Source organism: Streptomyces pseudovenezuelae, from assembly GCF_001513955.1.
Classification (GTDB): Bacteria; Actinomycetota; Actinomycetes; order Streptomycetales; family Streptomycetaceae; genus Streptomyces; species Streptomyces pseudovenezuelae.
This window is the reverse complement of record NZ_KQ948146.1, coordinates 183,466-204,266: the sequence shown is the minus strand read 5'-3', so window position 1 is coordinate 204,266 and position 20,801 is coordinate 183,466. Positions and strand designations below refer to the sequence as shown.

The following is a 20,801-nucleotide window of genomic DNA, read 5'->3' as shown; positions in this document are numbered from 1 at the left end:
GGCGGCCTTCCGGAGGTGTGCAGAACCCCGGGCGGTCCCTCCCTCGCGGGAGTGGACCGCCCGGAGTCATGGGCGCACGATGCCTGTCAGAGACAGAGCGTGACGCTCGCGGCGCTGACACAGGACAGCAGGCTCAGCGTGCTGTTGCCGCCGCCGCCGGTGTGCTCGTCGGACTCCATCGTCTGCAGGTCGAGAAGTGCCATCTCGGTTTCCTTTCCTCGGTGTCGTCCACCCGTGGGGACGGGGTTGGGTCACGGCTCCGTTACATCGCGGAACCGCGTTCTTGGGGCCGCCCGAGGGGCGGCAGGAACGGCAGGTGTGCGGTGGCCGGGGCGCCGGGGGCCGCGTGGGCCGCGCCGAGCGCGAGCAGGCACCCTGCCGTTCCGGTGCCCAGGTCCATCGACAGCCGCATCATCTGGTGGCCCGGGAAGGCCAGTTGGCCCTGGTAGTCCATGGAGAACCAGCCGAGCCCGTCGATCTGTCCGGCAAGCCGCTCGCGGGTCGCCCCGGGGGTGTCGGTGCGTGCGAGGTGCAGGATCATCCCGGCACGGCCCTGGAAGAGACCGGGCTGCACATAGAAGCGGCTGGTGGCGGCGGTCAGCACCCCGGCCCGCGCCCGCTCGAACTCGCCCTCGGTGTCGGCGCCCTGGGCGAGGTAGTCGTCCAGGACCATCCCGATGCCGACGCTTCCCTCGCCCAGGTAGGGCAGCGTGCGCCAGCCCTCGTCGACCTCCAGCGAGCCGCCCGGGTGCGTCACGCAGCACTCCAGATCCCTGCGCAACGCGACCTCGGCCGCCCTCAACAGCAGCGGCTCACCGGTGTGTTCGTACTGCCGCAGCAGGAACAGCGCGGGCCCGGTCCACCCCTTCAGCAGCCCGGCCCGGCGCCGCTTGGTGTCCGCGGGAGGCTGCGCGAGCCGTCGTACGAGGACGTCTGCCGCCTCGGCGGCACGGTCCCGCAGCTCCGACTCGCCCGTCGTGCGGGCCAGTTCGCCGAGGACCAGGCCGAGCCCGGCCAGGCCGCCGTGCAGGTCGGAGGAGAGGTTCTGCCAGCGTTCCGCGAGGACGCGGTCGACCAGGTCGAGAGCGCGTCGGCGGTGGCCGAGCCGGTCCAGGACGTGCGCGACGCCCGTGAGACCGTCGTAGAGCCCGAGCGGGGTGCCCGTGGGCGGGGGTGCGGTGCGGGCCAGGAGCCAGCGCTCGCCCTCCTCGTACCGCTCGGCGCCGACGGCGTCCAGCGCGTACAGCACCCCGGCCGCGCCGTGGGCGAGTCCGAGGCCGCCGCCGTCGTTGAACTGGGTGATGTCACCGGGGAAGAGCCGGTCCTCGCGCTCCGGTGTGGCCGAGGCGAGCAGCGCCTTGACCATGGAGTCGCGGCTGCTCGGCCAGTCGCCGGGTTCCACGAAGGACGGCACCGCCCTCAGCGGCGTACGCCCGCCGCCGGTGTCCGGGGCGATGTCCCGGGTGATCTCCGCGACCGCCTCGTCGAGGAACTCCTTCGGCACGTCCGGGAACTGACGCAGGATCACCTCGGCCAGATGGGCCGCCTTCCCGCGGTCGACCACGAACAGCGTGGTCACCGGCAGGAACAGGGCGATCCGCAGACAGGCCAGGGCGTAGCGGTCGACGTCGATGCCCTTGCGGTCCGGCGGGGCGAAGAAGCCGGGGTGGGCGACCACCTGGCGGCCGTTCTCCTCGACGGGCGCCGCCGCCTCGAAGTCGAGCAGGGAGACCGACTCCTCGTCGGGGCCGACCATGATGTTGAAGACGTGCAGGTCGTTGAAGACGATCCCGCGTGCGTGCACCGCCTCCACGGCCCGCTCCACCGCTCCGTGGATGCGCACCGCCCACGCCGTGTAGTCGGCCACGGCCTTCGGATCGGGATCCGGACCGAGCAGCGGATGCCGCTCGGCGAAGAACGAGTTCAGCGGGCGCCCCTCCAGGAAGTCCATGACGAGGAACCGGTGGTCGCCGAGGGTGAACCAGTCCCGCACCTCGGGCACCACGCCCGTACCCGCCACCTGCTCCAGGGCGTCCTTCTCCCGCTCCAGACGGGCGATCGCGTCCGCCCCGTCGGCGGCCAGGCCCGCGTGCGGCCGGCCCTCCTTCAGGACGACCTTGCGCCCGTCGCGGGTGTCGGTGCCGGTGTAGACCCCGCCGCCGTTGGAGAAGTGCAGCGCCTTCTCGATCCGGTACGGCAGCTCGCCGACCGTCGTGGTGTTGCGGGCCTCCAGGTGCGGCTCCAGGAAGTCGGGGAGCTTCACCCAGTCGGGCACCTGGAAGGAGGGCGCACGCCGGTCCGGCACCAGCGTCCCCTCGCCGTCCCGCACCGCCGGCACCAGGGAGCCCCGGTCGTCGACGACGAACATGCGCGCGAAAGCGCCGTAGCGGACGTAGAGCGGGCCCTCGGACCAGCGCAGATCGGTGAGGATGTACGGCCCCTCGAAGCCCTCCAGGAGCTTGCCCAGCTCACGGAGCACCTCGTGCAGCTGCTCCTCGTCGGCCGGGTAGATCGTGACGAACTTGCCGCTGGTGTCGCGGGCCGCGTACTTGGTGTTGCGCAGGTGCAGCAGGTGCGGGCCGGGGACGAACTTGAACGAGATGCGCCGGGGCACGCAGTAGTCCCACACGATCGCGGCGATCCGCTCGGCGTTCTCCCGGGTGGCCGAGGCGTGGATCTTCCAGCCCTGCGACGGACCCGGCGCCGGCTTCCCGTCCGCGCCGAGCGGCGTCAGCGTCAGCCAGTCACCGATGCGTGCCGCGTCCCACCCGTCCGGCACCGCGCGGCGCGCCGTCTCGTAGACGGGCGCCTCACCGGCGGAGATCCGGTCGGGCGTCTCGTAGAAGTGTCTGTCGGCGAGCGCGTACACCTCGTAGCGCTTGTCCATGCGTCCCCTCCTTGGCCCACCACAGAGCCTTCCAGCGAGGCGGTGGCCACGGACAGTCACGGCTGTCACGAGATCACCGTGCGAAACGCATGCGTCAAGATTTGTTCGAGGGGTTTCGAGCGCGGCGGCCGCGGGCGCTCCCCCGAAGGCCCACAGGGGCTGCGCACATGCCGTATTAGCGCTGTAATGGCGAAGTGGTGAGTGAGGGCGCTGCGGGACGCAGAGGGAGGACGCTGCGTGCCGAAAACGCCCTGACCTCGCTCACGGACGGTCCCCGGTCGCCGGAAAGGCTGCGCCGCGTCCTGGAGCAGGCGCTCGTCTTCACCGGGGCGACCCTCGCCGCCGTGTACAGGCCCGGTGCGGACGGCGATCTGCTGTGCCTGGTCGAGTCGGCCGGCGTCCCCCGGACGGTGTACGGGCTGCGCGACAGCTATCCGGGCTCCAGCGACTTCCCACCCGCCGACGCCTACCGCACGGGCCGGCCGGTCTTCCTCAGCCCGGAGGAAGTCGCCACCTGCGCCGATTCGCGCAGGGTGGCCCGGCGGGACTTCCACCTGGCCGTGCTGCCCGCGCACGGTGACGACGGCCGGGCCTGTCTCGTCGCCGTCAGCGAGGATCCGCACGGATTCGACGACGAGGACCGCAAGTGCCTCGAACTGATCGCCGACGCGGTGGTCTGTCCCGTGCCCGTCCCCGCCCCGGAAGGCGCGGAACTGGGCTCGCACGCGTTCAGCCTCGCCATCGACACCGGCCGGGTCGAGGTCGGCGACGGCATCCTGGAGCTGTTCGGCATGAGCCGGGCCGCCTTCGACGGAAAGATCGAGACCCTGCTCGGCCTGACCGTCCCCGAGGACCTGCCCTCGCTGATGTCCCTGTTCGAGGCCGGTCACATGTCCGTCGGCGACCGGGAACTGGAGTTCCGCATCCTCCAGCCCTCGGGACCGCCCAAGTGGCTCAGACTGCGCGGCCGTATGCCGGCCGGCGGCGAGGGCGGTCCGGCCCGGCTCGTGGGCACCGTCGCCGACGCCTCCACCCTGCGCTCCGACGTCACCGACGTGGCCCGCGTCCAGCGCCTGGCCGCCGCCCTCGCGATGGCGGGCACCGTCCGCGACGTCAGTCAGGCCGTCGTCTCCGCCCTCCGCGCCCCGCTCAGGGCCGACCGCATCGCCCTCGCCGAGCTGGAGAACGACCGGCTCGTCGTGACCGTCCTCGACCCGCCCGAACCGGAGTCCTGGCCCGAGCTGTGGCGCCTGGAGTGGCGCAGCGAGTGGCCCGAGGCACCCGTGCGGGCCATGCCCACCCTGGCCACCGCCCTGCGGGAGGGCCGCGCCCAGATCTGGCCGGCCGGCACCGTCCTCGAACCCGCACTCGCCGACGTCGGCCCCGGCGGCCTCGCCGTCCTGCCGCTGCCCGCCGCGGGCCGCATGGCCGGCGCCTGCCTCATCGGCTGGGACACCCCCCACCACTTCGACCCCGACGAACGCGCCCTGCTGACCGCCTCCGCCGGTCTCGCGGGGCAGGCGCTGATGCGTGCGCACGCCCTCGACGCCGAGCACGAGCTCGTCGGCATGCTCCAGCGCCAGCTGCTGCCGCGCCGTCTGCCCACCCTGCCCGGCGCGGTCGCCGTCGCCCGCTATCTGCCCAGCACCGCGGGCCTGGAGCTCGGCGGCGACTGGTACGACGTGATCCCGCTGCCCGACAACCACGTCGCCCTGGTCATCGGCGACGTCCAGGGTCACAGCGCCGCCGCCGCCACCCTCATGGGGCAGATGCGCACCGCCCTGCGCGCCTACGCCGTCGAGGGACACCCCCCGGACGTCGTCGTCGCCCACGCCAACCGCCTCCTCATGGACCTGGAGACCGACCTCTTCGTCACCTGCACCTATGTGGACGTCGACATGGAGGAGGGCACGGCCTGGTGCGTCCGCGCCGGACATCTGCCGCCGGTGCTGCGCCACCCCGACGGCACCACCGACATCGCCGAGAGCGACGGCGGCCCCCCGCTCGGCGTGGTGGCCCAGGCCGACTTCCCGATGACCCCGCTCCGGCTGCGGCCCGGCACCCTGATCGCCCTGACCACCGACGGCCTCGTCGAGTCCACCGAGGCCGACATCGACGAGGGCATGAACCACTTCGCGCACGGGCTGGCCGTCTCCGACCCGGCCCACCTCGGCCTCGTCGCCGACGCGCTGCTCGGAGGCGCCCGCCGCAGCGACGACGTCGCCCTGCTCCTGCTGCGCTACGACGGCATGGCCACCCAGCCGCTCCGGGAGAGCTGGACCGTCTGGCGGGTCCCCGAGGCCGCCCGGCACGCCCGCCGCTTCACCCGGCGCACCCTGCGCGTCTGGGGCGTCCCCGAGGACGCCATGGACACCGCCCTGCTCGTCGTGTCCGAACTCGTCACCAACGCCCTCGTGCACACCGGCGGGCAGGTGCGTCTCGACCTCACCCTCATCGGGAGGCGGCTGCGGGTCTCCGTCGCCGACACCTCGCCGCGCACCCCCGCCAAGCCCACCAACATCGGCTGGGAGGCCACCGGAGGCCGCGGCATCCTCCTCGTCGAGGCCGTGTCGGCGGCCTGGGGCAGCGTCCCCGTCAGCGGCGGCAAACAGGTGTGGAGCGAGATCGCACTCGACGGCTGAGGCGGGGTACCCGGAGCGGACCATCCCCGCACACGGAGAGGTACGCCATGACTCAGCACGTCAGCGACATCATGACCAGCGCCCCGGCCACCGTGGAACCGCAGACCTCCGTGACGGCCGTCGCGAGGATCATGCGCGACCAGGACCTCGGCGCCGTCCTGGTCACCGACAGCGACGAACTGCGCGGCCTGGTCACCGACCGTGACCTCGTCGTGCGCTCCCTCGCCGAGGGTGGCGACCCGGAACAGATCACCGTGGCCGCCGCGTGCAGCGACGACCTGGTGACCGTCACGCCCGAGGACGACCTGGACCACGCGATCGCGCTCATGCGCGAGCACGCCGTGCGCCGCATCCCGGTCGTCGAGCACGGCCATGCCGTCGGCATCGTCTCCCTCGGCGACACGGCCATGGAACGCGATCCCGGATCTGCTCTGGGCGACATCAGCGTGGCACGGCCCAACACCTGAACAGGGCGGACCGGTTCGACCGGCCGTCAAGTTCCGGCGCCCCGGTTCCTCGACGAATATGTGTGCGGGCCGAGGAGGCGGAGGGCTTTCCGGTCCGTTTGTCCCGCGGCCCCCGGGGGACCCGGAGGGGAGCATGGAAGGACGGTGAACCACCGTGACCCCGCAGACCGTTGACAAGCCTCTCGCACGCCGGCCCGAGACGGGCTGGTCCAGGGCCCGCCGCCTGCACGGCAAGGGAGACCTGCGGACCTGCCTGCCCGCGGTGGAGGACCGGGTCGGACCCACCACGGCGCACACGGGCGAGGACAACATCTTCCGCGGCGAGGACTGAGCGCCCACCCCGCACCACCCCCAAGTCACCCCCCTGCCATGGCCCGTTCTTCCTGATCCGGGCTAGGGTGGCGCAGATGAAGGCTCTCGTGCTGTCCGGCGGGGCCGGTACCCGGTCGCGGCCGAGCAGGCACGCCTCGGCCGGCCGACCGGTGCCCGTCGCCGACCAGGCCGTCCCGTTCCCCGGCCGGACCTCCCGCGCGGACGCCGGGGGCACCCGGGCCGGTGCGCTCGTCGGAGACACGCCCGAGTCCGGCCCCGCGGAGAGGCTCCAGCAGCCGCGGCGTGACCGCGCCCGCGGCGGTGTGCGTGTGGGCACGCCGGTCGTCCATGACGCCGTACGGGCCGTCGAGCCGTCCCGGCGGGGCGAGTTGGAGACGCTTGGCGTGCCCCGGGGCCGCTGTCCCGTCCGTGGAGACCACGGCGAGGTGCGGCACCCTTCATGAGTCTCCCCGCTCTTCTCATGACGCTCCCCGCCGCCGCACCCGTCCGCGCAGACGAGCGGGGCCCCGGGGCCGTCACCCGGAGGGTCACCCTCCGTCTTTCCGCACTTTGCCCTCCTTTTCCCTCAGGATCACGCTCCTCGGCGCGAAGTCCTGTCATGGGAAGCTCACAGCAGGTATGTTCCACGGAAACCGGTTCCGGCCCGGGCAGCCGGTACGGACCCGGGCGGGGAATGTCCCGGCACCTCGGCCGACCCGGACCGGGACGGCCCCACCAGCAGCGGGGTCTTGAACGGGCCCGCACCACGCCCCGCCTACAGCGCCCTAGGGCGCGACGGTGGACGGAGGTCGCGCCGGCCTCGCACCGGGACCGGCGGTCCGCCCTGCACGAAGCACTGCCACACATCCGCAAGGAGATTTCCCAGTGAAACGTCACGAGTTCCTGCGGGGGCTCCACAAAGCCAGCGCGAACCGCAACTACCTGGAGATCGGCGTCAACGACGGCCGCAGCCTGACGTTCTCCCGGGTACCGAGCATCGCGATCGACCCGGCGTTCAAGGTGGTCTCCGAGATCCGCTGCGACGTCCATCTGGCGAAGGCCACCAGCGACGACTTCTTCGCGCGCGAGAACCCGCTGCAGCACCTCAAGGGCGGCCGCCACCCGCTGCGCAACATCGTCCGCAACCGCAGCCCGTTCGGCTACTGGAAGGACGTCACGCTCGACCTGGCGTTCATCGACGGTATGCACCTGTTCGAGTACGCGCTGCGCGACTTCATCAACGTCGAGAAGTACGCGGACTGGGCCAGCGTGATCGTCTTCGACGACATGCTCCCGCGCAACGTGGACGAGGCGGCCCGCGACCGCCACACCAACGCCTGGACCGGTGACGTGTACAAGGTCATCGAGGTCCTGAACCGCTACCGGCCCGACCTGGTGACGGTTCTGGTCGACACCGAGCCCACCGGGCAGCTCGTGGTCTTCGGCGCGGACCCGACCAACACGGTGCTGAAGGACAAGTACGACGAGATCATCGCGGAGTACGTGGTCCCCGACCCGCAGAAGGTGCCGGAGACGGTCCTGGAGCGGACCGTGGCGATCAAGCCGGAGACGCTGATCGACGCCGCCTTCTGGAAGGCCCTGGTGAACGCCCGCAACCGCGGCAGCAAGCGGGACCGCAGCTGGGAGCACCTGCGCACCAGCCTGAAGCAGCTCAGCGACGCCGGCTGAGCCAAGCGCGGTGAGCCGGGGAGGACGCGGACGCGTCCTCCCCGGCTCTGTTTGTCCCCGCGGCTCTGCCGCTACTTGGCGCGTGCCCTGAACCGGCGGACCAGCCTTCCGGCCAGCCGCCTCGCCCTGCGGACCAACGGCTGTCCGGTGGCGGGCCGGGGCGGGCGCACGGCCACGACCTGGACGCCGCCCCCCTTCACCCGCAGTTCGAACGGCAGCGGATGGAAGCGGGGTTCCTCGGCGTGGGGCGCCGGGCTCAGCGCCACCCGCCAGGCCGCTCCGGTCAGGTCGCCCACCGGCAGCACCGCCTCCAGGAGGGCCCCGGAGTCCTGGGGACGCAGCGTGCCGGTCACCTCCTTCGCGGACGCGGCGCCGGAACCACCGGTGAGCCTGAGCAGCACCGGCGTGTCACCGGGCACGTGGAAGGGCACCGGCACCTCGACGCGGTCACCGGTGACCGTGACCTCCCCGGGCGTGACCCGCCCGAGCTGCAGGCGCTCGCCCGCCGTGTCGACGTCCAGGGCGAGGGTGCCCTGCTTCGCGGTCCAGTACGGCAGCACGACCCGGCCGCCCGCCACACCGGCGTCCGCGGCCGTACGCCCCTTGAGGGAGACCGGGCCCAGCCGGGACTGCTTGGTCCAGCCGCCCAGCTTGACGCGGACGAACACGTCCCACAGCCCGGCGTCGAGCGGGCCGCCGTCGGCCGCGGTGGCCGGATCCAGGGCTGCCGTGCCCCGCAGCACCAGCCGCACCCGGCCGTCCTCACCCGGGACGGTCTCCCGGGTGAACTCCACCGGCTGGAAGTACTGGGCGGAGCTGGAGCGTTCCCGCAGCAGCAGGTCGACCGTGGCGCGCTTGAAGCCGGCCACGCTGTGGGCGCCGACCCAGTCCACGGCCTCCGCGACCGAGGCCGGCGGCCCGGTGAGCGGGGCGGCGCTGCCCTCGGCGGGGAACGTCATCGGCTTGCCGTCGGTCGTGAGCTCGGCGGACAGACCGACGCGCAGCACACCCCCGTCCCACTCGACGCCGTCCGGCTCGACGCTGGAGGCGACCGAGACCTCCCACTCGGCGAAGGCGACCAGGTCGTCGAGCCGGCCGTCGGCGATCAGCGCGGCGACGACCTGCTGGGTGGGCTGGAGGCCCGCCGAGACACCGGGCCCGAAGCGCTCGACGACCACCGAGCGGATCTCGGTGAAGAGCTCCTTGCGGTAGTCCTCGGGCGCGGCGAGCAGGCGCCTGCCGCGCATCCGCTCGACCATCTCGTTGCGCAGCCAGCGACGGAACAGCCGGTCGCGGGTCGGCCCCGGCTCGGTGTACTTCTCGACGACGTCGAGCGCCTCGCGCAGGTTCGCGAAGTAGCCCACCGGGTCGAAGCGCTGGAAGCCCGCGTTGGAGGCGTCGTCGCGCTTGAGGTGGTAGTAGCAGACGTAGTCGCTGAGCACGGAGACGTTGTCCGCGCGCAGATACGCCTCCGTGACGAAGACGTGGTCCTCCAGCCGGCGCCTGCCCTCGGGGAAGCGCAGGCCGATCCGGTCGAGGAAGGCGCGCCGGAACATCTTGTGCGGTGTGAGGCTGTCGATCAGCGGGGCGTTGTCGACGGTGGCACGGGGGTGGTTGCGGCGGAACAGCTCCACCGGTACGCCCCGGCCCTTGCCGGCCATCTTGCCCACGACCACGTCGGCGCCGTTGGCCACCGCGTAGTCGTACATCCGCTCCAGGGCCTCGTCGCCGAGGTAGTCGTCGTTGTCGACGAACATGACGAACTCGCCCTGGGAGGCGGCGATCCCGACGTTGCGGGGCTTGCCGGACCAGCCCGAGGCCTCCTGGTGGATGACCTTGATGTTCTCGACCTCGGCGGCCAGCGCGTCGAGCCGGGCCGGCGTGTCGTCGGTCGAACCGTCGTCGACGAAGATCGCCTCGAACTCGTCCGGGGGCAGGGACTGCCTGCGCAGCGAGGCGACGCAGTCCTCGATGTAGGTCCCCGGGTTGTAGACGGGGATGACGACGCTGACCTTGACCGGCATCGGTGTCCGGACTCCTTGGGTGGCTTGTGGCTTGCGTCACGGATTGACGCTTTGTGCGCCGATGTTAACGCCGCCGGACAAGTGCCGCGGCAGCAGGCTGCCTTGACCGGCGACGCACCCGGCGATCGAGCGGTGCGCGTCGGACCCGGGGCGGTGACGCCGGTTACGGCCGACGCCGCGATCGGCGTGCCGCGTGGGTAAAGAGGGCAGACGGGCGTCGTTGGTTCCTCGACAACGGCATCGACTTCGCCCTCGGCACAGACACGCCCCTCATGAGGCGGGGCCGGCCGCGAGCTCCTCTAGGGTGATCCCGTGCGCCTGCTCCTGATGTCCGACACCCACCTCCCCCGGCGCGCCAAGCGGCTCCCGGCCCCGCTGCTCGCCGAACTCCCGCACGCCGACGTCGTGTTCCACGCCGGCGACTGGGTGGACACCGCCACCCTGGACCTGCTGGAGAGCCGCAGCGCCCGGCTGGTCGGGGTCCACGGCAACAACGACGGGCCCGAGCTGCGCGCCAGGCTTCCCGAGGTGGCCTACGCCGAACTGGGCGGCCTGCGCTTCGCCGTCGTCCACGAAACCGGTGCCGCCCAGGGGCGCGAGGCCCGCTGCGCCGCCCGGTACCCCGACGCCGACGTCCTGGTCTTCGGCCACAGCCACATCCCCTGGGACACCACCGCGCCCGGCGGACTGCGGCTGCTGAACCCAGGCTCGCCGACCGACCGGCGCCGCCAGCCCCACTGCACCTACATGACGGCCACCGTCTCCGGCGGCCGCCTCACGGACGTGACCCTGCACCGCCTGCCGCCACGGCCCGTTTCGCCCTAGGGCCCACAGGCGCCCGCGCTCTCAGCGCCGGCTGATGACAACACCGCACGGCGGACGGGTGGGGTGATCGGGATCGCGGAGGCGGGCGCTCGGCCGCTGCTACGCGGCCGCCGCGGCGTTGGCGCCGACCGTGCTGCCGGGCGCGCTCGCACAGATCCACCGGCGTTCATGAGATCCGGGCCGCTCCGCGTACAAGGAAGCGGCCCGGACGCTACGAGTGTGCGCTTTCACGGACCTCCTTCCCGATCGGAGGCGGGGTGAGGGCTCGGACGCCCTCTCCCGTACTCGGCGCGTACCCCTTCGGACGGGCCTCACACCTTGTGAGCGTCACACTTTCCGGCTGCGTCGACGTATCCGCGTGACCACGACCACCACGACGGCGGCCGCGGCCAGCGCGGCCGCCGTCCGCTTGGCGACCGGTACGCCGAGCGCGCGCAGCAGATCGAGCGGTTCGTCGTCGGCCTCCTCGGCCTCCTCGGCCGTCCGGGCCGCCTCCGGGGCCTCCTCGCGCTCGCCCAGCCGCTCCGCCAGACATGCGGAGAACCGGCCGACCAGCCGGTCGCCGACCTCCGCCAGGACACCCCGCCCGAACTGCGCCGGGCGCCCGGTCACCGCCAGATCCGTGCGCACCGACACGGCCGTACCGCCGTCCTGTCCGGTGAGCGTGCCGGTCACCGTGGCCCGCGCGGTGCCCTGGCCGCGGATCTCCCGTCCGCTCGCGATCAGCACCAGGCGGTGCGCGGCCTCGTCCTGCTCCTCGAAGACTGCGGTCCCCTTGTACGTCACGGTGATCGGCCCGACCTTGACCTTCACCGAGCCGGTCACGGTCCTGCCGTCGTAGTCCTCGACCACCGCCCCGGGCATACAGGGCGCGACACGTTCGATGTCGAGGAGTGCCCGCCAGGCCTCGTCGACCGGGACGGGCACGGTGAACTCGTGGTGCAGTTCCATGACTTCCTCCAGGCAGGCCCTACGGAGAAGGGTGGATCGCCCCGGCCGTCGCGGTCAGCGGGGTGCCGCTGCCGCCCCAGCGCAGGGCGACGATCTCGGCGGCCACGGACACGGCGACCTCCTCGGGCGTACGGGCCCCGAGGTCCAGGCCGACCGGCGAGCGCAGCCGGGACAGCTCGGCCTCGGTGAGCCCCGATTCGCCGAGCCGCTTCATCCGGTCTTCGTGTGTACGGCGGCTGCCCATCGCACCGATGTACGCCGCGGGCCGGCGCAGTGCCTCCTCCAGCAGGGGCACGTCGAACTTCGGGTCGTGGGTCAGGACGCAGATCACCGTGCGCTCGTCGGTGCCGGTGCCGCCGAGGTAGCGGTGCGGCCAGTCCACGACGACCTCCACGCCCTCCGGGAAGCGCTTCGGTGTGGCGAAGACCGGGCGGGCGTCGCAGACGGTGACCCGGTAGCCGAGGAAGGCGCCGATCCGGGCGACCGCGGCCGCGTAGTCGATCGCGCCGAAGACGAGCATGCGGGGCGGCGGGGCGAAGGAGTGCAGGAAAACGCCGACCGCGTCCTCGCGCCGCTCCCCGCGCGGACCGTAGTGCCTCAACCCGGTGGCGCCCAGGGCGAGTTCACCGCGCGCGTCGGCGGTGACCGCCACGTCGAGGCCGGTGGTGCCGAGGGTGCCCGCGACGCGGTCCGGCCACACGGCGAGCGTGGCGCCCCGGGGTGCGGGGCCGTCGGTCACCGTCGCCACGGTCACCGGACGGCCCGCGGCGACCGACTCCGCGATCTCACCGAACGCGGGATCGGTGGCGGCCGTCACGGACCGTACGAGCAGCGTGATCTCCCCGCCGCAGGTCAGTCCCACCGCGAACGCGTCCTCGTCGCTGTAGCCGAAGGTCTCCAGGCGGGGCTCGCCGCTCGCCACGACCTCCTGGGCCAGCTCGAAGACGGCCCCCTCGACACAGCCGCCGGACACACTGCCGACGACCTCGTCGTCCGGGCCGACGGCCATGGCCGCACCCGGATCGCGCGGCGCGCTGCGGCTCGTGGAGACGACCGTGGCCAGTCCGAACGGCAGCCCTGCCGTGTACCAGCTGTTCAGCACCGGGAGGATCTCACGCATCGTCGGCTCCTTTCACCACCGCCGCCAGACGCTCCAGCGCGGCCAGGCTGTGCCCCTCGACGAACGCGTCCACGCTCGGCAGCGCGGCCGCCATCCCGGCGGCCAGGGGCGCGTATCCGGGGCGCGCCTTGAGCGGATTGGCCCAGATCACCCGGTGCGCCAGCCGGTGCAAGCGTCGCATCTGGTCCGCGAGGAGCTCCGGATCGCCACGCTCCCAGCCGTCCGACAGCACCACCACGACCGCCCCGCGGGCCGTGCCCCGCTGCCCCCAGCGGTCCAGGAACTCGCGCAGCAGCTCACCGAGCCGAGTACCCCCGCGCCAGTCGGGCACGGCGGTGGCGAGCGCCGCCATCGCCCGGTCGGGATCGCGGTGCGAGAGCGCGCGGGTGACGCGGGTCAGCCGGGTGGCGACGGTGAACACCTCGGTGCGGGTGCCACGGGCGGCAGCGTGGGCGAAGCGCAGCAGCGCGTCGGCGTACGGCGCCATCGATCCGCTGACGTCCACGAGCAGGACCACCCGGCGGGGACGCTCGGCCCGTTCGTGGTGCCCCAGCCGGGCCGGCTCCCCGCCCCGCCGCAGCAGCTCCCGCACGCTCCGGCGCGGATCGACCCGCCCGCGCCGGGCGGGGCGGCGGCGGGCCGTACGCCGGGTCCGGCCGGGCAGCGCGAACGCGGTCAGCAGGCGGTGGAGGGCGGCGCGTTCGGCGGCGTCCAGTCCGGCGATGTCACGGTGGCGCAGGACGTCGGCGGAACTGGCCAGGGCGGCCGCCGGTGGGAGGGCGGGCTCGGCTCCGGCACGCGCGGGGCGGCCCGCCGTGCTCTCGGGGACGGTGAGGCGCGGGCGCGGCGGGGGGAGGCCGGCCGGTGGCGTGGCGGGTCCGGCACCGGCGAAGCAGGCCGCGAACACCTGGTCGTAGCGCTCCAGGTCGTCGTGGTTCGCGCACAGGGTCAGGCGCCCGGCCCAGTACACCCGCGCCGGCCCCAGCTCGGCGACCGCGCGCAGGAAGGCGTGCACGCGCTCGGGGCTCGCGTCGACACCGGCGGTGCGCAGGGCGTGCGCGAAGGCGAGGAGGGCCGCGTCGGCCGGTTCCGTGCCCGTCACGGTGATCACGGGTCCCGCCGGGCCGCCAGCAGGTCGCGGGCCCGCTCCGCGTCCTCCCGGTACTTCAGCACCGACCCCAGGGTCGCCAGCGCCCGCTGCGTATCCACCTCGCTGGCCCCCAGCGCGTCCAGCGCCTCGGCCCAGTCGATCGTCTCGGCCACGCCGGGCGGCTTGAGCAGGTCCGCGGAGCGCAGTGTCTGCACCAGCGCGGTCACCTGCTCGGCCAGCCGCGCCGACACGCCGGGCAACCGCCGCCGCACGATGGCGAGTTCACGGTCGAAGCCGGGATGCTCGAACCAGTGGTACAGGCAGCGGCGCTTCAGGGCGTCGTGCACCTCACGGGTCCGGTTCGAGGTGAGGACGACCACCGGCGGCACCCGCGCCCGCACGGTGCCCAGCTCCGGAACCGTCACCGAGTACTCCGACAGCAGCTCCAGCAGGAACGCCTCGAACTCGTCGTCCGCCCGGTCGATCTCGTCGATCAGCAGCACCGACGGGCAGGTCTCCAGGGCCCTCAGCAGCGGCCGGGCGATCAGGAACCGGCGGTCGTACAGCTCACCCTCCAGCCGGTCGGCGTCCACGGCCCCGGCCGCCTCGGCGGCCCGCAGATGCAGCAGCTGACGGGGGAAGTCCCAGTCGTACAGGGCCTGTGAGGCGTCGATGCCCTCGTGGCACTGCAGCCGGATCAGCGGGGCGCCGAGCGCCTCGGCGAGGGCGGTGGCGAGCGCGGTCTTGCCGACGCCCGCGTCGCCCTCGCAGAACAGCGGCCGGTGCAGCCGCAGAGCCAGGAAGCAGGCCACGGCCAGCCCGTCGTCGACGAGGTATCCGGTCTCCTCCAGGCGGGCCCGGACGTCGTCCGGCTCCTTGAAGTCCGGGATGCGGCTCACCCCGTCCCCGCGGCGGCCAGCACCGCCCGCCTGGTCAGCACCCGCGCCAGATGCTCCCGGTACTCGGGCGACCCCGACAGGTCCCGTGGCGGCCGGGTCCCCGTCGCCGCCGACTCCGCGGCCCGTGCCACCGCCCGGGTGTCCCCGCTGCCGGGCAGCGCCTCCTCGGTCGCCGTGGCACGCAGGGGAGTGGAGCCCATGTTGGTCAGCCCGATCCTGGCCTCGGCGATGTGCCCGTCGTCCCGCCGCACCAGCGCGGCCACGCCGACGACCGCCCAGGACTGCGCCGAGCGGTGGAACTTCTCGTAGTGGAAGCCCCAGCCGTCGGTCTTCGGGATCCGGATCTCCACCAGGAGCTCGTCGGGCTCCAGCGCGCTCTGGAGGTAGTCGACGAAGAACTCCCGCGCGGGGATCGCCCGCCTGCCGCCCGGCCCCGCGGCGATCAACTCCGCGTCCAGGGCGAGCACCACGGCGGGCAGGTCCCCGGCCGGGTCGGCGTGCGCGAGCGAGCCGCCGAGGGTGCCCCGATGCCGTACGGCGGGGTCCCCGACCCCGGCCGTGGCGGCGGCCAGGAGGCCCGCGTGCCGGCGCACCAGCGGGTCGCGGACCACGTCGTGGTGGGTGGTCATCGCGCCGACGACGAGGGTTGTGCCCTCCTCGCGCACCCCGGCCAGCCCGGGGACGCGACCGACGTCCACCACCAGTTCGGGAAAGGCCAGCCGGAGCCTGAGCAGCGGCAGCAGACTCTGTCCGCCGGCCAGCACCTTGGCGTCCTCGCCGCCTTCGGAGAGCACGCGTACCGTCTCCTCGACGCTGCCGGGGCGGGCGTACTCGAAGCTGGGAGGAATCATGCCGAGGCCTCCTTCAGGGCCTGCCAGACCCGCTCGGGCGTGCAGGGCATCCGCAGGTCGCGCACGCCGAGCGGCCGCAGCGCGTCCACGACCGCGCCCACGACGGCCGGGGTGGAGGCGATCGTGCCCGCCTCCCCGACGCCCTTGACGCCCAGGGGGTTCGTGGTCGCGGGCGTCCGGGCCCGCTCGGTCACGAACTCGGGCAGGTCCGGTGCCGACGGCACGAGATAGTCGGCCATCGTGCCGGAGACCAGGTTGCCCTCGTCGTCGTAGACCGCCTCCTCGTACAGGGCCTGCGCGATGCCCTGCGCGAGTCCGCCGTGCACCTGCCCCTCGACGATCATCGGGTTGATCACCCGGCCGACGTCGTCCACGGCGACGTACGACCTGATCCGGGTCTGCCCGGTCTCGGTGTCGACCTCCACCGCGCACAGGTGGGTGCCGTGCGGATAGGAGAAGTCGTCCGGGTCGGTCAGGTGCCCGGCGTTGATGGTGGGTTCCACGCCGTCGGGCAGGTCGTGCGAGGTGAACGTCTCGAAGGCGATCTCCTGGATGGTCCTGCGCGCGTCCGGCGACCCCTTCACGGAGAAGACGCCGTCGGTGAACTCCAGGTCCCGCTCGCTCGCTTCGAGCAGATGCGCGGCGACCTTCCGCGCCTTGTCCACCACCTTCGTGGCCGCCTGGTGCACGGCGGTGCCGCCGACCACCAGCGACCGCGAGCCGTAGGTGTCCATGCCCTGCGGGGCCGCCCGGGTGTCCCCGTGCACCACCTGGACGTCCTCGAAGGGCACCCCGAGCACGTCGGCCGCGATCTGGCTCCAGCAGGTCACGTGCCCCTGCCCGTGCGGACTGGTCCCGGTGACCACCTCGACCTTGCCGGTGGGCAGCATGCGCACGCTCGCCGCCTCCCAGCCGCCGGCCGCGTACCTGAGGTCCCTGAGCACCCGGCTCGGCGCGAGCCCGCACATCTCGGTGTACGTCGACACCCCGATCCCGAGCCGTACGGTGTCACCGCGCTGGTTGCGGTCCGCCTGCTCGGCACGCAGCTTGTCGTAGTCGAACAGCGCGAGGGCCTTGTCGGTCGCGGCCTCGTAGTTGCCGCTGTCGTAGGTCAGACCCGCGATCGTCGTGTACGGGAACTCCTCGTGCCGGATCCAGTTGCGGCGCCGCAACTCCACCGGATCCAGGCCGAGTTCGACCGCGAGCTCGTCCATGATCCGTTCGATGGCGTACGTGGCCTCGGGGCGCCCGGCGCCACGGTAGGCGTCGGTGGGCGTCCTGGTCGTGAAGACGCCGGTGACGCCCAGCTCGTAGGACCTCATCTTGTAGATGCCCGGGTACATGAACGCGCCCAGGATCGGGATGCCCGGGGTGACCAGCATCAGATAGGCGCCCATGTCGACGAGCAGGTCGACCTTGAGGCCCAGCAGCCGGCCGTCGCGGTTCGCGGCGATCTCGACGTCCTGGATCATGCCCCGGCCGTGGTGGGTGGCGAGGTAGCCCTCGGAGCGGGACTCGGTCCACTTCACGGGCCGCCCGAGACGGCGTGCCACCGCGAGGGTGATCGCCTCCTCGCCGTACACCTGGAGCTTGGAGCCGAAGCCGCCGCCCACGTCCGGGGCGACCACCCGCAGTCTGTGCTCGGGGACTTCGGTGACCACGGCCAGCATGACCCTCAGGATGTGCGGGATCTGGGTGGACGAGTACACCGTGTACTCGTCCGAGGCGGCGACCGGGGTGACGACGACCGCGCGCGGCTCCATGGCGTTGGGGATCAGCCGCTGCTGGTGGTAGCGGCGTTTGAGGGTCACCTCGGCGCGCTGCCGTACGGCGGCGAAGTCCTCGCCGGTGCGCAGCGGCCAGTCGTAGCAGCGGTTGGTGCCCTTGTCGGAGTGGACCAGCGGGGCGCCCTCGGCGAGTGCGGCCTCCAGGTCCAGGACCGGGGGCAGCGGCGTGTACTCGACCTCGACCGCCTCCAGGGCGTCGGCGGCCGTGTACCGGTCGCGGGCCACCACCACGGCCACCGGGTCACCGGCGTACCGCACCTCGTCGACCGCGATCGGCGGGTGTTCGGGCAGCACGATGTCCTCGGTCACCGGCCAGGCGCAGGGCAGCGATCCCAGGTCCGGCGCGAGGTCCGCGCCGCTGAACGCGGCGACCACGCCGGGACGTTCGAGCGCGGCGGAGACGTCGACCCGGTCGATCCGGGCGTGTGCCATGGGGCTGCGCAGCACGGCCAGGTGGAGCAGCCCGGGGGCGTCGATGTTGTCGGTCCAGCGGGTCTGTCCGGTGAGCAGCCGGGCGTCCTCCTTGCGGAGCCGGGCGGTGCCGACCTCGCTCATGTCGCCGCCCCCTGCCCGGCTGTCTCCGCGGCGGCCAGCACGGCCCGCACGATGTTCTGGTAGCCCGTGCAGCGGCACAGGTTGCCCTCCAGGGCGTGGCGCACCTCGTCCGGGGTCGGATGCGGGTTCTCGCGCAGCAGGTCCCGTGCCGCCATGAGCATGCCCGGCGTGCAGTAGCCGCACTGGAGGGCGTGCCGCTCGTGGAAGGCGCGCTGGAGGCCGGTCCACTCGCCGTCCGTGGCCAGTCCCTCCACGGTGGTCACTTCGCCGCCGTCCGCCTGGACGGCGAGCACCGAGCAGCTCTTGACGCTCGCACCGTCCAGATCGACCGTGCAGACCCCGCAGTTGGAGGTGTCACAGCCGATCGGGGTGCCGGTCAGGCCCAGCCGGTCACGCAGGTAGTGGATCAGCAGAAGACGGGGTTCGACCTCGTCCTGATACACCGTGCCGTCCACCTTCACCGAGATACGGGTCATGTGCCCTCCCAGGACCACGGACGTGATGTGCGTCACTCTAGGACCGCTCCGGGGAGGGGGCGAGGGTCGGGACGCGACTGGTTGAGCGTTAATCCGTTGCCGCCGGGAGCCCGCACCTGCTGCACTTCGGATGTCTCTGCCGTCGCACGATCCTGGAGCCGTAATGCGCACTGCGTCCATGTCCATCCCGGAAGGAATCTCCCTCTCTCCAAAGGACATGACGCTTCGTGCACCTGCTCAACCTCGGGATCCTCGCCCACGTCGACGCCGGTAAGACCAGCCTGACCGAGCGGCTGCTGCACTCGGTCGGAGTCATCGACGAGATCGGCAGCGTCGACGCCGGCAGCACACAGACCGACACCCTCGCGCTGGAGCGCCGGCGCGGTATCACCATCAAGTCCGCCGTCGTCTCCTTCGCGGTCGACGACGTGACCGTCAACCTCATCGACACCCCCGGCCACCCGGACTTCATCGCCGAGGTGGAGCGCGTCCTCGGCGTGCTCGACGGCGCCGTGCTCGTCGTCTCGGCCGTCGAGGGCGTCCAGGCGCAGACCCGGGTCCTGATGCGGACCCTGGAGCGGCTGCGCATCCCGACCCTCGTCTTCGTCAACAAGATCGACCGGCGCGGAGCCCGGTGCGACGATGTCCTGCGGGCCGTCGCCGAGCGGCTCACCCCGGCGATCGTGCCGATGGGGACGGTGGACCGACCCGGTACGCGCGCGGCCCGGTTCCTCCCGGGGATCGGCCCCTACGACGTCCTCGCGGACCACGACGACGACCTGCTGTCGGCCTGGGTCGAGGGGCGGGTCGACGCGGATCTGCTGCACAGGGCCCTGGTCACGCGGACCGGGCAGGCCCTGGTGCACCCGGTGTACTTCGGGTCGGCGGTCACGGGCGCCGGCGTGCCCGAACTGATCACCGGCATCAAGGAGTTGCTGCCCGGCGCCGACGGCGACCCGGAAGGGCCCGTCTCCGGCACGGTGTTCAAGGTCGAAAGGGGCCCGGCGGGGGAGAAGATCGCGTACGCGCGCCTGTTCTCCGGCACGCTCGGCGTCCGCGACCGGATTCCCTTCGGCGAGGCGCGCACCGAGGGCCGTGTCACCGCGATCAGCGTGTTCGACGGGGGCACCGAGACCCGCCGGGACGCGGTCCCGGCGGGACGGATCGCCAAGCTCTGGGGCCTCACCGGCACCCGCGTCGGCGACACGCTCGGCGAACCCCGCAAGGCGCACGGCCGCTTCTTCGCCCCGCCCTCCCTCGAAACGGTCGTCGTCCCGGGACCGGACACCGACGCCCGGTCCCTCCACCTCGCCCTCACCCGGCTCGCCGAGCAGGACCCGCTGATCGACCTGCGCCACGACGAGGTCCGCCAGGAGACCTCCGTCTCCCTCTACGGCGAGGTCCAGAAGGAGGTCGTCCAGGCCACGCTCGCCGAGGAGTTCGGCCTCGACGTCACCTTCCGCGAGACCACGCCCCTGTGCATCGAGCGCCCGGCCGGGAGCGGCGCGGCCGCCGAGTTCGTCAAGAAGGACGACAACCCCTTCCTGGCCACCGTCGGTCTGCGCGTCGACCCGGCGCCGGTCGGCTCCGGAGTGTCCTTCCGGCTGGAGGTGGAGCTCGGCGCCATGCCGTACGCCTTCTTCAAGGCCGTCGAGGACACCGTGCGCGAGACCCTCGGCCAGGGCCTCGACGGCTGGCAGGTCACCGACTGCACGGTCACCATGACCCACTGCGGCTACTGCCCCCGGCAGAGCCACGCCCACCAGGGCTTCGACAAGAGCATGTCCAGTACCGGGGCCGACTTCCGGGGCCTGACCCCGCTGGTCCTCGTCGAGGCGCTGCGCCGGGCGGGCACCCGGGTGCACGAACCGATGCACCGGTTCCGCGTCGAGGCCCCGGCCGACACCCTCGGCGCCCTGCTGCCCGTGCTGGCCGCGCTGCGGGCCGTACCGCGGACGACGGAGACCCGGGGCGACCGGTGTGTCCTGGAGGGTGCGGTACCGGCCGCCCGGGTGCACGGACTGGAACAGCGACTGCCCGGACTGACGCGCGGGGAGGGGGAGTTGGAGAGCGGGTTCGACCACTACGCGCCGGTCTCGCACGGAACCGTTCCGCGACGCCCACGCAGTGATCACAATCCCCTCAACCGCAAGGAGTATCTGTTGAACGTGACGCGTCGGGTCGGCGGATGAGGCGGCAGATGCGACGAAAGTGAAACTTACTCAC

At 72.8% G+C, this 20,801-nt stretch carries 17 protein-coding genes; 7 read left to right on the top strand and 10 right to left on the bottom strand.

Annotated features, from left to right (window positions below; genetic code table 11):
* Window positions 1-86 precede the first annotated feature (86 nt).
* Both AQI94_RS13060 and lanKC read right to left on the bottom strand, forming a co-directional pair.
* On the bottom strand, window positions 87-203 hold the full coding sequence (locus AQI94_RS13060; RefSeq protein WP_020117173.1) for a SapB/AmfS family lanthipeptide: 117 nt from the start codon (window positions 201-203) through the stop codon (window positions 87-89).
* Between the two features lie 59 nt (window positions 204-262).
* Window positions 263-2,887, bottom strand: a complete 2,625-nt coding sequence (lanKC, locus tag AQI94_RS13055) for a class III lanthionine synthetase LanKC (protein WP_031052148.1) — start codon at window positions 2,885-2,887, stop codon at window positions 263-265.
* A 194-nt stretch (window positions 2,888-3,081) separates the two neighbouring features.
* On the opposite strand from lanKC, the gene AQI94_RS13050 reads away from it, so the two are divergent.
* The 5 genes from AQI94_RS13050 (at window position 3,082) to AQI94_RS13035 (ending at window position 7,997) form a co-directional block, all read left to right on the top strand.
* The gene (locus AQI94_RS13050) at window positions 3,082-5,529 is read left to right on the top strand and encodes a SpoIIE family protein phosphatase (protein ID WP_062229731.1); all 2,448 of its coding nucleotides are present in this window, start codon (window positions 3,082-3,084) and stop codon (window positions 5,527-5,529) included.
* Window positions 5,530-5,576: 47 nt separating this feature from the next.
* The gene (locus tag AQI94_RS13045) at window positions 5,577-5,996 is read left to right on the top strand and encodes a CBS domain-containing protein (RefSeq protein ID WP_031049913.1); all 420 of its coding nucleotides are present in this window, start codon (window positions 5,577-5,579) and stop codon (window positions 5,994-5,996) included.
* Window positions 5,997-6,150: 154 nt separating this feature from the next.
* A complete protein-coding gene (locus tag AQI94_RS45020; RefSeq protein ID WP_167364499.1) occupies window positions 6,151-6,327 on the top strand; it encodes a hypothetical protein in 177 nt (58 codons plus the stop codon).
* A 76-nt stretch (window positions 6,328-6,403) separates the two neighbouring features.
* On the top strand, window positions 6,404-6,772 hold the full coding sequence (locus AQI94_RS13040) for a glycosyltransferase family protein (protein WP_107064282.1): 369 nt from the start codon (window positions 6,404-6,406) through the stop codon (window positions 6,770-6,772).
* 421 nt (window positions 6,773-7,193) lie between these two features.
* The gene (locus AQI94_RS13035) at window positions 7,194-7,997 is read left to right on the top strand and encodes a class I SAM-dependent methyltransferase (protein ID WP_031049907.1); all 804 of its coding nucleotides are present in this window, start codon (window positions 7,194-7,196) and stop codon (window positions 7,995-7,997) included.
* 71 nt (window positions 7,998-8,068) lie between these two features.
* Here AQI94_RS13035 and AQI94_RS13030 read toward each other — a convergent pair whose 3' ends face one another.
* On the bottom strand, window positions 8,069-10,021 hold the full coding sequence (locus AQI94_RS13030; RefSeq protein WP_031049905.1) for a glycosyltransferase family 2 protein: 1,953 nt from the start codon (window positions 10,019-10,021) through the stop codon (window positions 8,069-8,071).
* A gap of 312 nt (window positions 10,022-10,333) precedes the next feature.
* On the opposite strand from AQI94_RS13030, the gene AQI94_RS13025 reads away from it, so the two are divergent.
* Window positions 10,334-10,846: a metallophosphoesterase family protein gene (locus tag AQI94_RS13025; RefSeq protein WP_031049902.1), complete on the top strand. Its 513-nt coding sequence runs from the start codon at window positions 10,334-10,336 to the stop codon at window positions 10,844-10,846.
* A gap of 327 nt (window positions 10,847-11,173) precedes the next feature.
* On the opposite strand, the gene AQI94_RS13020 is transcribed toward AQI94_RS13025, so the two are convergent.
* Genes AQI94_RS13020 through AQI94_RS12990 form a run of 7 tightly spaced genes read right to left on the bottom strand, consistent with a single transcriptional unit; the run spans window position 11,174 to window position 18,575 of the window.
* Window positions 11,174-11,797, bottom strand: coding sequence for an SRPBCC family protein (locus AQI94_RS13020; RefSeq protein ID WP_031049899.1), 624 nt, complete (start codon window positions 11,795-11,797; stop codon window positions 11,174-11,176).
* Between the two features lie 19 nt (window positions 11,798-11,816).
* Entirely contained in the window at window positions 11,817-12,917 is a 1,101-nt protein-coding gene (locus tag AQI94_RS13015) for an XdhC family protein (RefSeq protein ID WP_031049895.1), read from the bottom strand.
* Entirely contained in the window at window positions 12,910-14,019 is a 1,110-nt protein-coding gene (locus AQI94_RS13010) for a vWA domain-containing protein (RefSeq protein ID WP_062229782.1), read from the bottom strand. Before AQI94_RS13010 ends, AQI94_RS13015 begins: the two co-directional genes overlap by 8 nt.
* Window positions 14,020-14,024: 5 nt before the next feature.
* Window positions 14,025-14,906 carry an AAA family ATPase gene (locus tag AQI94_RS13005; RefSeq protein ID WP_078902864.1) on the bottom strand — a complete coding sequence of 294 codons (882 nt, stop codon included), beginning with the start codon at window positions 14,904-14,906 and terminating at the stop codon, window positions 14,025-14,027.
* Window positions 14,903-15,757: an FAD binding domain-containing protein gene (locus tag AQI94_RS13000; RefSeq protein ID WP_062229730.1), complete on the bottom strand. Its 855-nt coding sequence runs from the start codon at window positions 15,755-15,757 to the stop codon at window positions 14,903-14,905. The genes AQI94_RS13005 and AQI94_RS13000 overlap by 4 nt, the downstream gene beginning before the upstream one ends.
* Window positions 15,754-18,099 (bottom strand): xanthine dehydrogenase family protein molybdopterin-binding subunit, encoded by a 2,346-nt coding sequence (locus AQI94_RS12995; RefSeq protein ID WP_031046537.1) that lies wholly within the window; start codon window positions 18,097-18,099, stop codon window positions 15,754-15,756. The genes AQI94_RS13000 and AQI94_RS12995 overlap by 4 nt, the downstream gene beginning before the upstream one ends.
* Entirely contained in the window at window positions 18,096-18,575 is a 480-nt protein-coding gene (locus AQI94_RS12990; RefSeq protein WP_031046540.1) for a (2Fe-2S)-binding protein, read from the bottom strand. Before AQI94_RS12990 ends, AQI94_RS12995 begins: the two co-directional genes overlap by 4 nt.
* A gap of 227 nt (window positions 18,576-18,802) precedes the next feature.
* Between AQI94_RS12990 and AQI94_RS12985 the strand changes: the two genes are divergently transcribed.
* Entirely contained in the window at window positions 18,803-20,767 is a 1,965-nt protein-coding gene (locus AQI94_RS12985; protein ID WP_031046543.1) for an elongation factor G, read from the top strand.
* The last annotated feature ends 34 nt before the right edge of the window (window positions 20,768-20,801 follow it).

Excerpts from the sequence above, each read along its gene's own strand:
- AQI94_RS13060 (WP_020117173.1), bottom strand. The coding sequence starts at position 203 with ATGGCACTTCTCGACCTGCAGACGATGGAGTCCGACGAGCACACCGGC.
- lanKC (WP_031052148.1), bottom strand. The coding sequence starts at position 2,887 with ATGGACAAGCGCTACGAGGTGTACGCGCTCGCCGACAGACACTTCTAC.
- AQI94_RS13045 (WP_031049913.1), top strand. The coding sequence starts at position 5,577 with ATGACTCAGCACGTCAGCGACATCATGACCAGCGCCCCGGCCACCGTG.
- AQI94_RS13040 (WP_107064282.1), top strand. The coding sequence starts at position 6,404 with ATGAAGGCTCTCGTGCTGTCCGGCGGGGCCGGTACCCGGTCGCGGCCG.
- AQI94_RS13030 (WP_031049905.1), bottom strand. The coding sequence starts at position 10,021 with ATGCCGGTCAAGGTCAGCGTCGTCATCCCCGTCTACAACCCGGGGACC.
- AQI94_RS13020 (WP_031049899.1), bottom strand. The coding sequence starts at position 11,797 with ATGGAACTGCACCACGAGTTCACCGTGCCCGTCCCGGTCGACGAGGCC.
- AQI94_RS13015 (WP_031049895.1), bottom strand. The coding sequence starts at position 12,917 with ATGCGTGAGATCCTCCCGGTGCTGAACAGCTGGTACACGGCAGGGCTG.
- AQI94_RS13000 (WP_062229730.1), bottom strand. The coding sequence starts at position 15,757 with ATGATTCCTCCCAGCTTCGAGTACGCCCGCCCCGGCAGCGTCGAGGAG.
- AQI94_RS12995 (WP_031046537.1), bottom strand. The coding sequence starts at position 18,099 with ATGAGCGAGGTCGGCACCGCCCGGCTCCGCAAGGAGGACGCCCGGCTG.
- AQI94_RS12990 (WP_031046540.1), bottom strand. The coding sequence starts at position 18,575 with ATGACCCGTATCTCGGTGAAGGTGGACGGCACGGTGTATCAGGACGAG.